9 protein-coding genes are annotated in these 16,532 nt (G+C 64.7%); 6 read left to right on the plus strand and 3 right to left on the minus strand.

What is annotated here, in order from left to right; genetic code table 11:
• Positions 1 to 6: 6 nt before the first annotated feature.
• Genes GR138_RS09705 through GR138_RS09715 form a run of 3 tightly spaced genes read right to left on the minus strand, consistent with a single transcriptional unit; the run spans position 7 to position 7,910 of the window.
• Positions 7 to 1,074, minus strand: coding sequence for an LLM class flavin-dependent oxidoreductase (locus GR138_RS09705; RefSeq protein WP_160858795.1), 1,068 nt, complete (start codon positions 1,072 to 1,074; stop codon positions 7 to 9).
• Positions 1,075 to 1,112: 38 nt separating this feature from the next.
• Positions 1,113 to 5,717 carry a type I polyketide synthase gene (locus tag GR138_RS09710; RefSeq protein ID WP_246200341.1) on the minus strand — a complete coding sequence of 1,535 codons (4,605 nt, stop codon included), beginning with the start codon at positions 5,715 to 5,717 and terminating at the stop codon, positions 1,113 to 1,115.
• A 45-nt stretch (positions 5,718 to 5,762) separates the two neighbouring features.
• The gene (locus tag GR138_RS09715; protein WP_246200342.1) at positions 5,763 to 7,910 is read right to left on the minus strand and encodes an AMP-binding protein; all 2,148 of its coding nucleotides are present in this window, start codon (positions 7,908 to 7,910) and stop codon (positions 5,763 to 5,765) included.
• A 452-nt stretch (positions 7,911 to 8,362) separates the two neighbouring features.
• Between GR138_RS09715 and GR138_RS09720 the strand changes: the two genes are divergently transcribed.
• Genes GR138_RS09720 through GR138_RS09745 form a run of 6 tightly spaced genes read left to right on the plus strand, consistent with a single transcriptional unit; the run spans position 8,363 to position 16,516 of the window.
• Positions 8,363 to 12,892, plus strand: coding sequence for a non-ribosomal peptide synthetase (locus GR138_RS09720; protein WP_160858799.1), 4,530 nt, complete (start codon positions 8,363 to 8,365; stop codon positions 12,890 to 12,892).
• Positions 12,885 to 13,748, plus strand: coding sequence for a class I SAM-dependent DNA methyltransferase (locus GR138_RS09725; protein WP_246200343.1), 864 nt, complete (start codon positions 12,885 to 12,887; stop codon positions 13,746 to 13,748). Before GR138_RS09720 ends, GR138_RS09725 begins: the two co-directional genes overlap by 8 nt.
• Positions 13,745 to 15,148: an aspartate aminotransferase family protein gene (locus GR138_RS09730; RefSeq protein WP_160858803.1), complete on the plus strand. Its 1,404-nt coding sequence runs from the start codon at positions 13,745 to 13,747 to the stop codon at positions 15,146 to 15,148. The genes GR138_RS09725 and GR138_RS09730 overlap by 4 nt, the downstream gene beginning before the upstream one ends.
• Complete coding sequence (locus GR138_RS09735; protein WP_160858805.1) at positions 15,145 to 15,381, plus strand: MbtH family protein; 237 nt, start codon at positions 15,145 to 15,147, stop codon at positions 15,379 to 15,381. Before GR138_RS09730 ends, GR138_RS09735 begins: the two co-directional genes overlap by 4 nt.
• 5 nt (positions 15,382 to 15,386) lie before the next feature.
• On the plus strand, positions 15,387 to 15,956 hold the full coding sequence (locus GR138_RS09740; protein ID WP_160858807.1) for a hypothetical protein: 570 nt from the start codon (positions 15,387 to 15,389) through the stop codon (positions 15,954 to 15,956).
• Entirely contained in the window at positions 15,953 to 16,516 is a 564-nt protein-coding gene (locus GR138_RS09745; RefSeq protein ID WP_160858809.1) for a siderophore biosynthesis protein, read from the plus strand. Before GR138_RS09740 ends, GR138_RS09745 begins: the two co-directional genes overlap by 4 nt.
• The last annotated feature ends 16 nt before the right edge of the window (positions 16,517 to 16,532 follow it).

The raw sequence follows: 16,532 nt of genomic DNA on the forward strand, positions 1-16,532 counted from the left end.
GCCCCTTCAAACGGCTTCGGCGAGCGGCACCCGGCCGGCATGGATCTTTGCCAACCGCGCAAGATGCGGCAGACCGCCCATGACCAGATCGTAGTCCTGGACGAAATCGATCAGGCAGGCGATCTCGTCGATGCCAGCGTCGCCGAGCGCCTCGACGGTTTCGGCGCATCCTTCCGGCGTGCCAATCAGCGAGCGCCCCTTGATGAAGCCCTCGACGCCGAACTCGATGAGGCTGTCGAGGTCGTCCTTGCTGAAATTCTCCAGCGCGATATCGAGCCCCATGCTGCGAGCCAGCCCTTCGAGCAGGTGGTAGTGGGTCCGCAGGTATTCGCTGAACGGCCCCTTCACATTCGCCTTGACCTCGTCCGCATCCGCGCCAAGGAAGGTGTGCACCATGATCGTCACCGTGCCGGAGGCCGGATCGTGACCGTGTTTTTCCAGCGACCGGCGGTAGGCCTGGATTTTCGGCGTGAGGGTTTCAAGCGTTTCACCCAACAGGGCGGTCAGCACGTTGATGCCGCGGCGACCCGCCTCGACGAAGGTTTCGGTCGACTGGCAGGCGACCCAGAAGGGAACGCGCGGCTGAACCGGGCGCGGCAAGGTCTTGGCCTCGACGACGCTGCCGTCCGCATCCTCGAACGGCACGGTTTCCCCGGCCAAAAGCTTGGAAAGCTGGTCATAGCTGCGCCACATCAGGCTGCGCCGGCTGCCATGCGGCTCGCGCGAGAGGACGAACTCGTTGCGCGTCCAGCCCGACGCGATAGCGACACCGGCTCGGCCACCGGAAAGATTGTCGACGACGGCGATTTCCTCGGCCACGCGCACGGGGTGATGCAGCGGCAGGACGATGCTGCCGGAGCGCAACTGCACCCGCTTGGTGATCATCGCCAATGCGGCGTGGATGGTGGACGGATTGGGATAGAGACCGCCGAAGGCATGGAAATGCCGCTCCGGCACCCAGAGGGCCGCAAGACCGTTGTCATCGGCAAAGCGCGCACTTTCGGTGAGCAGGCGGTAGCGATCCTTGCTGGGGCTCGCACCGTCGCCGTCGAAGTAGAAAAGGCTGAATTTCATGGTGTTCATGCTCCGTGGGGACTGGTCGTTGTCTGGATCTATGCTTCGCGGCGCGCGCCGACGGCCTCGATGCCGTCGAGAAGCGCTTCAAGGGTTTCCTGCTCGCGTCGGGCGGCTTCGAGTGAATCGCGGATGACTGCGGCTATTCCGGCCACCGTCGGCGCCTCGAACAGCAGGGCGCGCATCGGCAGGTCGGTGGCGAATTGCTTGCGCAGGCGCGTCACCACCTGCACCGCGAGCAGCGAATGCCCGCCGAGTTCGAAGAAATTGTCCATGGCGCCGATGCGCTCGATGCCGAGGAGTTCGCGCATGACGGATGCCACGGTCGCCTCCACCGGATCACGCGGCGCGACATAGGCCGTGCGGATGCCCTGGCGGCCGGTCGCGGCGTCAGGGGCGGCCGGCGTCGCTTCCACCGTCGCCTGCATCGCCGCAGCCATGCGGTGATGCAGATGTTCGGGCGTCACGACGACACGGATGAGTTCCGGACGGGCGAGGACGGCACGCGTGACCTGCCACACCTCGTCCGCATCGATGGCTTTGGCATAGAGGCTTCCGCCTTCTCCACGATTCTGCCCGTAAGGCAGGCACGTATCCCAGTTGATCGCCTGCCAGACCGGTTGCGTTTTGCCGCGCTGCGCCTCGACGAAAGCATCGAGGAAGCTGTTGGCCGCCGCATAGGCGGCGAGGCCGCCGCCGCCAAGGATAGAGGAGAGTGACGACTGGACGAGCACGAAATCGGGCTGAGCCGTCGAGAGCGCGGCGGCAAGGGCAGGCAGCCCGGCGACCTTGGTTGCGAAGAGGCCGCTGGAGCCCTCCATCGTCGTCTCCGCAAGCGGGCAATGAAAGAGTTCGCCCATGCCGGCCGTGTGGAAGACGCCCCGGATCGGGCTGAACCGCCGCTGGCCGTCGTCCAGAGCAGGGGCCAGCCATTCCGGATCGGACAGGTCGCCGCTGAAGAGAACATAGTGTTCTCCCGGCGTATCGATGTCGCGCAGCGTGCGAACGAAGCGGCTGACGGGATGCTGCGGACTGTGTGAGGCAAGCCAATGCTCCCATTCGGCCGGGGGTGGTAATCCGGCCCGACCGGCGAGGATCACCCGCGCACCGTGCGACTGGATGAGCGCACGGGCGTAGATAAGGCCGAGACCATCAACCAGATCGCCGGCGACGAGATAGGTCGCGCCATCTTGCAAGGTCGGAACCTCGGCGGGCTCGGCGACCGGGCTTGCCACGTGCCCCACCAGCCAGGCAAATCCACCGCGCAGCGCCGAAACCGTCGCATCCTCCCGCCACGGCCTGAGCAGGGCGCCGGAAAGGCCTGCAACCATCGACGCGGGATTGGTATCCGGCAGATCGATGCTGCGGCAGTTCAACCCCGGCAGCTCTTGCGGCAGGACCCGCAGGCTTCCCAGCACCATGGCGGCGTGCGGGTCGAGCATTTCCGAACCGGTGACCTGATGCATGCCGCTTGCCAGCACCGTCAGCAATGCAGGTTTTTCGGCGACGTCGGTCAGCGCGCGTCCGAGCGCCAGCGTGCTCGCAAAACCAGCGTTGGAACCGGGCTCTCTGCCAAGGGCGAAACCGTTGACGATCTGGTCGGGCGCATAACCCTTCGCCGCCAGATCGGCCAAGAGGGCGCGGTAGTGATCGGCATCGGCCGGATCGAGGCGATAGGTCTCGCCGTCGAAAGCAAACGAATCCCCTACCTCGACATGGATTGTTTCCACGTGCTCCGACAGCGCACCGATCGCCGTTGCCGTCACCCGACCGTTCAGCAGCAACCAGCGCCGCCTTTCCCCACGACGATCGTCCACCACGGGAAGCGTCGTGTCGCGCGTCCATGTCGGCTGGTGAAACCAGTCGGAGAGATCGGCGAGCCGTTCCGATGGACCGTCTTCTACCGCCACCGGCGACACCGGTGGGATCCAGTAGGACGTGTGCTGGAACGGATAGGTGGGCAGGCCAACGCGGCGCGACGCGCCTTTTCGCACCATTGCCCAATCGACATCGATACCGGCCGTCCAAAGTTCGCCGAAGGCGAGCAGGGCGTGGTCGGCGGCGTCGCGCGCAGAGCCCGCATCGGGCAAGGACGCCACGGCACGCATATCCGGCCGCGCCTGCTGGCGGGCAAGCCGGGTCAGCGACGAGCCAGGACCGACCTCCAGCAGGACCGGATTGGGAAGCTCTAGGACGCGGGCAAGGCCGGGTCCGAAAAGCACGGTTCCGCGCAGGTGGGCGACCCAATAGGCAGGGTCCGTCGCCTGTTCGGCCGTCAGCCAGTCGCCGGTGAGGTTCGACAGGATGTCGAGCATCGGCGGATTGAGTTTGACGGTGCCAAGAATCTCGGAAAATTCCTCGAGCGCCGGTTCCATCATGAAGCTGTGGAAGGCATGGGAGGTGCGCAACGGCCGGCTGCCGAGGCCGCTTCGATCGAACTGCTCGGCGAGCGCCGCGATCGCGTCCGTGGTTCCGGCAAGCACGCAGCTGCGCGGACCGTTGACGGCAGCAAGCTCGACGTCGGCAGATAGCACGGACCGGGCTTCCGTCTCCGACAACATGACCGACAGCATTGCGCCCGGTGCGCAGGCCTGCATCAGGCGGCCGCGCGCGCAGACGATGCGGAGCGCATCCTCCAGCGAAAACACGCCGGCAAGGCAGGCCGCCACATATTCGCCGATGCTGTGTCCCAGCAGCGCACGCGGTTGCAGGCCCCTGGCGAGCCACATCTGCGCCAACGCGTATTCGACGACGAAGAGCGCCGGCTGGGTCGCCTCCGTACGGTTGAGTGCCTCCGGGCTGGCGTCACCAGCATAAAGCAGCGTTTTCAGATCAAGATCGTCCGGCAGACCTGCAATACAGGCATCGAAGGCCGCCTTGAAGACAGGATCGCGATCGTAGAGTTCGCGCGCCATTCCGGCATGCTGCGATCCCTGCCCCGGAAAGAGGAAGACGAGGCTTGGATCACCGGGCAATACCTCGCCGGCAACGCAGTCCGGTCCTTCGCCGGCCGCAAGCAGCGCGCAGGCGGATGCCTTGTCATGGACGAGGCCCACGAAACGATGGGCCATCGGGCGGCGGCCGGTTTGCAGGGTGAAGGCGGTCCCGGCGAGGTTCGCCGGGGTTGTATCGCCAAGCGTGGCGGCAAGTGCATCGCGCATATCCCGCAGCGCTTCGGGTGAGCGGGCGGAGAGTGGCAGCAATTGCGGGCCGTCAATGACGGCTTCCGCTGGCCGCAGCGGCGCTTCTTCCAGAATGACATGGGCATTCATGCCCCCCATGCCGAAGGCGCTGATCGCCGCACGCCGCGGTCGCTCCGGCGTGCGCTGCCAATCCCGATTTTCCGTGATGACCCGGAACGGGCTTGCAGCAAGGTCAAAGCCCGGATTGGGTGTATTGAAGTTGATGCTGGCGGGCAGGCTGCCATGCCGGAGCGCCAGCACGGTCTTGATGAGGCCGCCCATGCCGGCGGCGACATCCATATGGCCGATATTGCCCTTCACCGAACCGATGCCGCATTCACGCCCCTCTGCCTTGAAGGCCGCGCCATAGACCCGGTTCAGCGACGCCAGCTCGATGGGGTCGCCAAGCGCGGTGGCCGTGCCGTGCGCTTCGACATAGTCGATGCTGGCGGGCGCAATGCGCGCATCGGCAAGGGCGGCCTCCAGAACGGCCTGCTGTCCGGCGATACTCGGAGCCGTCAGGCCGACCTTCGCGGCCCCGTCATTGCCGATCGCCGAGCCACGCACGACGGCATAGACCGTGTCGCCATCGGCCAGCGCATCGCTCAGGCGCTTCAGCACCACGACACCGACGCCGTTGGTGAAGACGGTGCCTTGCGCGGCAGCATCGAACGGCCGGCATAATCCGTCCGGGGAGCTGACACCCTCGCTCTTGTAGACATAACCTTCCGGCCGCGGCTGGCCGATCGCCACCGCACCGGCGAGCGCCATATCGGCCTCACGCGCAAGCAAAGCGCGTGCGGCGAGATGCAGCGAGATCAGCGACGACGCGCAAGTCGCCTGCACGCCGACGCTCGGACCTTTGAGATCGAGGTGATAGGCAACGCGCGAAGCGATCAGGCCGATGACATTGCTGAGGCCGGCATGGATCGGATCGACGGTTTCGCGCAGCGTCCGGTTCGCCTGGATATTGCTGAAATTGTAGGTCAGCGCGCCGCCAGCATAGACACCGATCCGGCCTTGATAGGTCCGGCTGTCATAGCCCGCATGTTCCAGCGCACCCCAGGCGCATTCGAGAAAGACGCGCTGCTGCGGGTCGAGAAGCTCGGCATCGCGCGGCGAATAGCCGAAGAAGCCTGCATCGAAACCGGTCGGATCGTCGAAACCACCCCAGACGCGCACGTAATCCGGGCGCGAGGACACCTCGGCATCGACGCCAGCCTGCTCGAGTTCCGCATCATCGACCGACCGAAGCCCGCTTTCGCCGGCACGAAGCAGGCGCCAAAACGCGTCCACGTCGTCAGCGCCCGGAAACCGGCCGGCGAGGCCGACGATGGCGACCCGTTCGTCGCGCTCCGCCTGGAATTTTTCGAGACGCTGGCGCGCATCCCGGAGGATGGCGAACATCGCGTCCTGATCAACGCCTTCGGAGGCGGGAGCCGGCTTGTCGGCAGAGGTCATCGCTGGTGCTTTCGTTCGTTGATCAAAAGAGTGCGGATAAGCCGGTCAGCCTGCCGTTTCGGAACCGAGCAAAGCCTTCAGGGCCGCGAACTCGGCGGCGACCGATGGTTGCTGCAGGCCGGCTGCGGGCACGGCCGTCTTCGCATCGTTCGCCGGCACGTCGTGCCGGATCTCGGTGTCGTGCATATCGGTGCGAACGATGCTCCAGAGATGATCCGTCAGGGCATCGATCGTCGGATGCTCGAAGATGAGCGTGGGCCCGACCTGGACGGCAAGTTCACGCTCGATCGTTGCGCCGATATTGACCAGCGCGACGGAATCGAGCCCGAGATCGAAAAATCCGGCCGCAGCATCCGGCAGTTCACCCGGCCCGAGGCGTGCGAGAAGACCCACTTCCTGCCGGATAAGGCGCCGCAGCGCGTCCTTGCGCAGCGCTTTCGGCTGGCGGTGCAACTGTTCCTGCCAGCTCGGTTGCTCGGCCACCTCCGGCAGGTCGATCCTTGCGCCGGGGCGGGCATCCCAGCGTGCGACGACACGCAGGTCGCCGCTGACGACGCCCTGACGGCAGGCGAAGCGGCGGACTTTGCCGCTCGGCGTGCGCGGCAGGCTGCTCGGCCGGATAAGCGCGATGATCGCGGCCTTCAGATTGTGATTGCGTGAAACAGCGCCGCGAATGGCCCGGAACACGTCCTCGGCATCGATGTCGCGCAGGCCCTCGCGCGTCAGTTCGCACACCACGCCCACCTGTTCCTCACCATCCAACTCCAGGGAGAAGGCGCTGGCCCGACCTTGCGCCAGCGCGGGATGGCAGGAGAACACCGATTGCTCGATGTCTTCCGGATGGTGGTTCTGTCCGCGGATGATGATGAGGTCCTTGAGGCGGCCGGTTATGTAGATCTGGCCGGCGAGGCGGAAGCCGAGGTCGCCGGTGCGTCGCCAGCCGCCGGTGCCATCGAGCACCTGATCGAAGGTTTCCGCGTTCAACTTGGCGCGACCCCAGTAGCCCGGCGTAACATTCGGACCCTTGATCCAGATCTCGCCGACGACACCATCAGCGACGCGGGCGCGCCGGTCGGGGTCCACCAGGGCGAGATCGAGACCGTCGGCGGCGCGGCCGCAGGCCGCAAGTTCAAGCGTCTCCTGCGTGTCTTCCTCCTGCCCGGTCTCGATGGCCGTGCCCCGCGCCGTCAGTTCGTCGCGTCGGATGGAGAGAATGTGCGGCGGGTCGTCCGGGCGGTTGCCGGTCTGAAAAAGCGTCGCCTCGGCTTGGCCATAGCAGCAATACAAGGCCTTCCAGCGGAAGCCGCACGGCTCGAATGTCGCGGCGAAACGCCGGAGCGTCTGCGGCCGGATCGGCTCGGCGCCATTATAGGCGATGCGGATCGTGGAGAGATCGAGCGCTGCAACGGCGTCCGGCGAGGATTTTTCCACGCAATGCTCGTAGGAAAAGTTCGGTCCGCCGATCACAGTCGCGCGCACATGGCTGGCGAGTTCCAGGAAACGCAAGGGCCTGCGCAGGAACGAGGCCGGCGCCATCAGGGATACCGGGAAGCCATTGAAAACCGGCGACAGAATGCCGTCGATCAGCCCCATGTCATGGTAGTGCGGCAACCAGCAGGCGGAGCGGTCGGACGGGCCATATTCGAAGGCCACGCTGATCTGCCGCAGATTGGCCATCAGGTTGCCATGCGTGACCATCACGCCCTTGGGATCGCTCGTCGAACCCGACGTATATTGCAGGAACGCGACGTGTTTCGGGCCGGGCGAAAAGAACGGCCGGCCGTCATCGTTCTGTTGGCAGGCAATGGCAGGATCGCCCCCCATCGGCGCGACGCAAAAGCCATGGCCGACGGCCTGCTGCAAGGGCGTGAGCGTCTCGATAAGATCCTTGTCGCAGAGGATTCCGGTTATGCCGGCGTCGCGCGCTATATGCAACCAACGATGGATTCCATCAGCACGCCTCGGCGCCGGCACGGGAACGGGAACGGCCCCGGCATAGAGGCATCCGAGGAACGCTGCGATAAAACCAAGGCCTGGCGGATAGACGACGAGAATGCGCACGCCGGGGAGAACGAGACCCGTCGCGGCAAGCTCCCGCCCCACGTTGCGCGCCCTGTCGCGAAGCTCCTTCCAGCTCCACGCATCGAAGCGACCTTCGGCGACGGCCGTGGCGTCATCATAGAAAAAACGCATCGCCATATCGGCAGGAATTTCCAGAGAACGCTTCTCAATCGCCTGAATTATTGAATAAAATTCTTCGTTTTCTTTTCCGGCCCGTGTCGTCCATGACGTATTTTGCACTGCCTGTTGCTCCTTCGTGGAACGGAGAGTGGACATTTGAAAAGACGCCAAAAGGCGCCTTTCCCGCTCCCCTGAAACGAGAATCTTTCCCTTGAATTCCTCGTCACCGGAGCCGGGCTTCGATGACGAATTGCCTCTTGCATATAATTCTTGAATGCCGTAGTCAACAATACAGACGGCAATTGATTGCCTCGCCAGAGTGGTTTTTCGACGTAATCAGAGGTTGCAATGATTTTGGCACCGGTTCCTGTGCGAACCTCTCCGGTCATCATCGATACTGGCCGTCCGGATACGCTTTCGAGGCACGCCGGCCTGCGTGTTTGCAGAACGACGGAGGCCACCCGATGAACGTGCGCGAGACAATCGAAACGCTCCTGGAAAACCTTGCCCGACAGGAGATTCGGGTGTGGAGCGATGCCGGCACGCTTCGGTGCTCCGGCCCTGCGCAAGCCCTGACGCAGGACGTCACCACACTCGTGCGTGATCGCAAGACCGAGATCCTGTCCTTCCTGACGGCTGGCCAGCCTGCCGGTGACGGCCGCGCGATCATTGCACGCAACAATCCCTCGCCACCGCTCTCGTTTGCCCAGAAAAGGCTCTGGTTCATCGAGCAGATGCTACCGGAAGCCGGGCTCTATCACATGCCGTTCGCCGTCGAGGCGTATGGTGCGCTCGATGTCGGCGCGCTCGAAGCCGCGCTCGAAAAGGTGGCCGCGCGGCATGCCATCCTGCGCACCCGCATCGAGACCCGCGAGGGCGAGCCGGTCCAGCAAACCGTCGCGGACGCGCGCATTCCCGTCACGTTGATCGATCGCCGCGCTGACGGCCTTGATGCACAGGATCTGGAGGCTGTGATCAAGGCGGAAGCCCGGCGGCGATTCGACCTTGCAAGCGAGCCGCCGCTTCGGCTGAGCGTGGTTTCGCTCGGTCCGGATCGCAACATCCTTCTGCTCACGCTGCACCACATCTGCGCTGACGGCTGGTCGATGGACGTGCTTTTGAAGGATCTCGCATTCTTCTACGAAAGCGCCGTTTCGGGCAGAACCGGTAACATCCGCACGCTGCCGATCCAGTATGGCGATTTCGCCGCCTGGCAGCGGGATTTTCTGCAAGGCCCGAGGCTCGAACAATCCCTGGCGTTCTGGCGGGAGCATCTCGAAGGACCGTTGCCCGTAACCCGCCTCCCCGCCGATTTTCAGCGGCCGCCGGTGCAAAACAACGAAGGTCGCCTGCACGAGGTCACGATCGACGCCAATACCGTCGCGCGCCTGCGCGGCCTTGCCGGTGCAGCAGGGACGACACTTTTTGCGGCCCTCTTCACGGCGTTCAACATCCTCGTCTACCGCTATACGGAGCAGGCTGACCTGGTGATCGGCACACCGGTCGCCAACCGCAATCACCGGGAAACCGAAGACCTCGTCGGACTGTTCGTCAATCCGCTGCCGGTTCGCGCATGCCTGCGGCCGACGGCCGGTTTCCTAGACAATCTCAAGCGTGTCCAGGAGACCCTGTGGGGCGTTCTGGATCACCAGGACCTGCCTTTCGAGCGGCTGGTCGAAGAATTGCGGCCCGAGCGTGATCCGAGCCTTCACCCGCTGTTCCAGCTGAAATTCCAGCTTGACGCGGAGCCGAAGCAGAAGATCGGTTTGCCCGGCCTGGAGTTGCGCCGGATCGTCAGCCGCGACAGCGTCGCCAAACTCGATCTCAGCCTGAACCTCTACGAGGCGGGCGATGGCGTCAAAGGCGCCTTCGAGTTCGATACGGCGCTTTTCAGGCCGGAGACGGTCCGCGCACTGGCAACACACTTCCTCGCGCTGCTCAAGGCCATCGCTGAGAGCCCCGACCTGCCGATCGCGGGCCTCCCTCTCCTGCCCGCCGAGGATCGCCAAAGACAACTCGTCGAATGGAATGACACGCAGCGCCCCTATGACACGACGGCACGCTTTCACACGCTTTTCGAGGCGCATGCGGCCAGAACACCCGATGCCACAGCGCTCGTCTACGCATCCGGCGCGGATATGCAGGTCCAGAGCTATGACACGCTGAACCGCCGCGCCAACCAACTCGCCCACATGCTGCGCGCGAAGGGCGTGGGGCCGGAAACCGTCGTCGGCATCGCACTCGATCGCGGCTTTGACATGATTGCGGCCTGGCTCGGCGTGCTCAAGGCCGGTGGCGCCTATCTACCGCTCGATCCGGCCTATCCGGCCGAGCGCCTCGCCTACATGCTTGCGGATTCACAGGCGCCGCTGGTCCTGACGCACCAGGCGATGGCGCTGCCGGAGGAGGTGACGCGGATTAACCTCGACACCGGTTGGCCGCAAGACGCGCCGGAGGATAATCCCGACAATATCAGCCGGGCCGAGCATCTTGCCTATGTCATCTACACATCCGGCTCGACCGGCCGGCCGAAAGGTGTGCTCGTCGAGCATGCCGGCCTGGTCAACCTGACGGAAGACAAGATCCGCTGCGGCGACGTGCGGCCCGGCGATTGCGTGCTGCAATTCTTCAGCTTCAGTTTCGATGCCTCGATCCCCGAACTGGTCATGAGCCTTGGCGCCGGTGCGCGGCTGCTGCTGCTCCCGGCGATGGAGGCCCTGCCCGGCCCCGGCCTCGCCGAGCACATGCGCGAACAGGGCGTCACCCATATCACCACGACCCCCTCCGCCCTGCTGACCCTTCCGGCGGGGGATTACCCTGCACTTCGCATGGTGCTGGTCGGCGGCGAAGCGCCGACGCCGGAACTGATCGAGCGCTGGGGCAGCGGGCGCCTGTTCATCAACGCCTACGGGCCGACCGAAACCACGGTCAATGCCAGCATGGTGGCGTGCGGAAACGGCAACCCTGTCGATGCCACGCTATGGCCGGCGGCAAACAAGCAGCTCTACGTTCTCGACGCCAATATGCAGCCCCTGCCGATCGGCATTCCCGGAGAGCTCCACATCGGTGGCCTGGGCATCGCCCGCGGCTATCACGGCCGGCCGGCGCTGACGGCCGAGCGCTTTGTCCCGGACCCGTTCGCGCCAGAGGGTCGGCCCGGCGTGCTCTACCGCACGGGAGATCGGGCCTGCCAGCTGCCGGACGGACGCATTCGCGTGCTCGGGCGGCTCGATGACCAGGTCAAGATCCGTGGCTACCGCATCGAGCCGGGCGAAATCGAAGCCATGCTTCTGACCCATCCCGACATCGCCGCGGCAACCGTCGCGATCCGCGATATCGATGGTGAAAAACGCGTCGTCGCCTATGGCGTGGCCAAGGCAGCAGGCCCGGCCGCAGCCAGGGCGATGCGCAGCTGGTTGGCAGAGCGCCTCCCCCGGTTTCTCGTGCCCGATGCGTTCGCCTGGCTCGAGCAACTGCCGCTGACGGTCAACGGCAAGGTCGATATGAGCGCGCTTCCCCTGCCGGATTTTTCGCACGACCGCGACGGGCGTCTGCCTCAAGGACCGATACAAGAAGCGATCGCAGCGGCCTTCAAGGATGTGCTCGGCATCGCATCGGTTTCGGCCGGCGACGATTTTTTCAACCTTGGCGGCCATTCGCTGGTGGCCACCCGGCTGTCCGCTCTTGCCAGGGAGCGCTACGGACTGGAGATCGGTATTCTCGATATTTTCAACGCGCCGACCGTCGAAGGTCTTGCCGCGCGCCTTGAAAACCGGTCGGCGGGTACGCCCGCGCTCGATTCACTGCTGCGCAGCGATATCCGCCTCGACGAGACGATCCGCCCCTCCGCGGCCATCCCGATCTCCGATCAACCACGCAATGTCCTGCTGACCGGCGCCACAGGCTTCCTCGGCGCCTACCTTCTGCACGAACTGCTGCGGGATGAAGGACGCCAGGTCTGGTGCCTGGTGCGCGGAGAGACCGGTATTGGCCGACTGAAAGCATCCCTCGGCCAATACGGTCTGTGGCGCAGTTCGATGGCGGGGCGGCTGCACGCCGTGGCGGGCGATCTCGCCAAACCCGGCCTCGCCCTTTCACCATCCGATTATGAAGGTCTCGTCGCAAGGATCGACTCGATCATCCACAACGGGGCCGAAGTCCACCATCTTCACCCCTACGAACGGCTGCGTGCCGCCAATGTCGAGGGAACATCGGAAATCCTGCGGCTCGCCTGCGCAGGACGGGGCCGGCCGCTTCACCTCGTCTCGTCGCTCAGCGCCCTGCCCCGCAACGATATCCGGACGCCCATATTGGAAACCGACCGTATCGAGGCGTTCTCGCCCCCAGCTGGCGGCTACAATCGCAGCAAGTGGGTCGCAGAGCATCTGGCTGACGAGGCTCGGCGCAGGGGCGTGCCGGTTACCATCTATCGCCCCGGCGCCATATCCGGCGACAGCGAAACCGGTGCGTTCAACGGGGCCGATATCCTGTGCCGGCTGACGCAGGGTTATTTGCGATCCGGCATGGCACCGGAAGGCGACACCGCATTGGAAATGCTCCCGGTTGACTACGTGGCTCGGGCGATCGTCACGCTCTCCGACAGACCGGAATCGTCCGGGCAGATCTTTCATCTCGTACATTCCACACCGGTCTCTTCCGCACTTCTCTTCGACGCCTGCGCGCTTGAAGGGCTCACGATGCGGCGCATCCCGCGCCCGGCCTGGCGTGAGGTTCTGGACCGGATCACGCGCGAGGAACCCGACCATCCCCTTTATCCACTGATGGGACTGTTCGAACAGGGCCCCGCCGGTGGCGCGAAAACCGCTGAATCCGGCGGCCGGACCTTCGACCACCGACAGGCGCGCGAAGCACTCGCCGGCGCACCGTTTGCCGAGCCCGTGCTCGATACCGCGCTGTTTCGCAAATACCTGCAGGCTTTCCTCCGGGCCGGCGCTCTCAATTCCCCTACCGTCGATGGAAACACAGATGCTTGAACAAGCCAGCAATTACGATCACTGGGCATGGCTCTACAACCAGACGCTGGGGCCGCGTTACGGCGAGCACAAGATCGGCCCGATCGAGCGCGTCGTGCTTCCGCACGTTCCCGCGGGCGGCACCATCCTCGACCTATGCTGCGGCACCGGGCAACTCGTGGCCCAACTCGTCGACCGGGGCTATTCCGTCACCGGCTTCGACGGTTCGGCGGATATGCTGCGCCACGCACGGGAGAACGCACCATCCGCTGCCTTCGCCCAGGGCGACGCACGTGACTTTAGCTTTGAAACACCGTTCGACGCGGTCCTGTGCACCAGCGCCTCGCTCAACCACATGGCAAGCCTCGATGACCTGCGCGGTGTCTTCACCAGCGTCAGCCGGTCGTTGAAGGCCGGCGGCATTTTTGTCTTCGACGTCAACCACCCGGCGCAGATGTCCCGTTACTGGCACGGACGGCCGACGGAAGGCGAAATCCACCCCGACTTTGCCTGGTTGATCACCCCCAAATATGATCCTGCGGCCGGACGCGGCGCCTTCACGGTCGACATCTATCGCCGGCCCGATGAACGCAGGCGTTTTTCGCTGAAGAACCTCGCGGGCCGCGTCACGCGGACGGACAGCCTTCGCAGCTGGCGACTGGCTCTGCTCTCCCGCTACAAGACCTTCCGTCCGGATTGGGAGCATCGCTCGGTCGTCAATGTGGTCTGGGGCCACGACCTCGAAGCCGTCACCGTCCTTCTGCGCGAATGCGGCTTCGAAGCCGACCTGCGCAGCACCAAGGGCGGGCCGATCGACGAGAAGAACGCCGCCTATTTCTTCTGCCGGAAATCGGCGGCGCTGGAGGCATCCCGATGAACGCGTTTGCAGGCACGCACACGCCGGCCTCGGCCACGGCGGCCATCATCGCGGCCTTCAACCAGCGCACTCAGGGTTCGAAGGACGCAAGCGCCGCAAACAGGCATTTTCTTGCCGACAAGAGCGCGATCGGCGTGCCGTTTTCGCCACTCGCCAAGGAAGCGCTCTATCCGATCGTGGCGACAAAGGCCGAAGGGGCCAATCTCTGGGACGTCGATGGCAATCGCTATGTCGACATCCTGATGGGCGTGGGCATCAACCTTTTCGGCCATAACCCGCCGTTCATTCGAAACGCCATCGAGGAGCAGCTTGCAAAGGGCTTTGCGGTTGGTCCGCAGTCCGAGCTTGCCGGCGAAACAGCGGAGCTTTTTTGCCGTCTCACCGGCAAGGAGCGCGTGACGTTCAGCAATACCGGCACCGAGGCGGTGATGACCGCAATCCGCATTGCGCGCGCAGCAACCGGCCGCCGGAAGATCGCGATTTTCGCAGGCTCCTATCACGGGCATTCCGACCAGGTGCTGAACAAGCCAGCTGGCCCGACGGACCTGCGGGCCGTCCCGGCCTTTCCCGGTGTCACGGACACGACGGCGCGGGATGTCCTCCTGCTCGACTACGCCAATCCGCAATCGCTCGACACCCTGCGCAAGCGGGGCCGTCATCTCGCCGCTGTACTGGTCGAGCCAGTCCAGAGCCGCAATATCGACGTGCAGCCGCGCGCCTTTCTGCACGAGCTTCGGACCATCACCGAGCAGACCGGAACCGCGCTGATCTTCGACGAGATGATCAGCGGTTTCCGGGCTGCCCAGGGCGGCGCGCAGGAACATTTCGGCGTGGAAGCCGACATCGCGACCTATGGCAAGATCGCGGGCGGAGGATTGGCCCTGTCGCTGATCGCCGGCAGCAACCGCTTCATGAACTATGTCGATGGCGGCATCTGGTCCTATGGGGATGCCTCTGCCCCGGTCGTGCAGCCGACATTTTTTGCCGGCACCTATTGCCGGCATCCGCTCTCGCTCGCGGCTGCGCGCGCCACGGCCCGGCATATGCTCGACGAGGGGCCGGCGCTGCAGGAAGGGCTGAACGCGCGCACGAGTGGCCTTGTGAGCCGTCTCAACGCTTCGCTGGCAACGGCTCGGCTGCCCGTCATCTTCACCTCTTTCGGCTCGTTCTTTTCCGTGGCGGCCGGTCGCAGCGGCGCTCCGCCGCTCGCGCTCAATCTGCTTTCGCTTCTGCTGTTGACGGCAGGCATTCACCTGCGCGGCGGCGACAAGGGCGGCTTCCTTTCGACCGCTCACACCGATGCCGATCTCGACGTCATTCACGACGCCTTCCTGCATGGTTTTCAGTCCCTTGCAGGCTTCGGCCTTCTTCCCCTCACTGATGGAACCAACACGCCATGAGCAACCCGGATCAAGTCACCGAATTCCAGTATCGCGTCGTCATCAGCGACGAGGAACGCTATTCGATCTGGCCGACCTACAAGGACATTCCCTTCGGTTGGCGCGACGGCGGCTTTGCGGGACCGAAGCAGGCGTGCCTCGACCATATCAGCGAGGTGTGGACCGACATGCGTCCGCTGGCGCTTCGTCGCCTCATGGACGGCGATGCCGCCGCGCAACCCCGGCAGGAGTAGCGTCCTTGACCCAGCATCAGCGTTTATTGGATCCGGCGCCGGGCGATGCGCCGGCCGCAAGTCCCATCGATCAGCCGTTGCGCGAAACGGTGGCGCTGAGCGATGGTAAGCTTTCGGGCCTGGAAAACAATGCCTGGCTCGACCTCCTGCTGCCGGACAAGCTCCCTGCCGAAACCACCCTCACCACTGCAGAGCGCAACAGGATGCATTCCGTGCTCCGCACATTGCTCGAGGCTCTGGAACTCGATCATGCGGCGAGCGTCAGGAAGCTGGAGGCGCTTCTTCTCGAGCTTGGCAAACCCGACGGTCTTCCGGCCGCGGTCGATACGACGGGCCTGCCGCTGACGGCATTCCAGGCGAGCGACTACGATCGTTACTTTCGGGTCAACCGGTTGACCACCGGCGAGCCGGCCGTCGCGATGGCGCGCAGCCTGATCCAGACCGTGCACGCCGTCACCGCGCTGTTCGACAGGGGCAAGGACCTGCCCGCGATCCACATCCGCCGGCAGATCGAGGGTTTTGTCAGCCAAACCCATCTGCTTGCCAGAACCTTCGGGGTGGAGCCGCTGCGATGAATGCCAGCCATCCCTCTCCCTTCGCCATCTGGCGGGAGTTCCATTGGGCATTCTTCCTGAACGTCCAGGGCCTCGTCGTTGCCCTCCGGCGTTTCCAGATGCAACTGGAGCGCGGGCTGTTGGCGTCGGCCGAAGAGGAACTGATGACGGCGGCGACGCTGTTGACCTCCTCGGCAGCCTCGATGGAACTCGCCGCGAGTTTCACCAAGGATGTCTATGAGAGCACCATCCGTGTGTCCATGACGCAGCCGACCGTGGAATCGGATGATTTCAGCGGCCTGATGTCATGGGAACACGCCGTGCTCGTCGGTGTCTGGCGTGATCTGCGGCCGGTCTTCGAACAGCTTCCGGAAGAGTTGGCCGTCGCCCACTCCGCCTTCGTTGCCGCCTATCGGCATCTTGCCGAGAGCCATGTCGGCGTCTGCTCGCGCTTCGTCGACAGCGATGCCGGCAGCCTGCGGCTGGGTGACCGCAGTGCCGTGGAAACGCTGCGCCGCTTCGAGCGCGGCCGGCTCACCCTTATCGACCCCGCGGGCAAGGGATGCCCTTTCCATTCGTGATCAGACGAGGCGTTTG

Origin of the sequence: Shinella kummerowiae, assembly GCF_009827055.1 — a bacterium.
Taxonomy (GTDB): domain Bacteria; phylum Pseudomonadota; class Alphaproteobacteria; order Rhizobiales; family Rhizobiaceae; genus Shinella; species Shinella kummerowiae.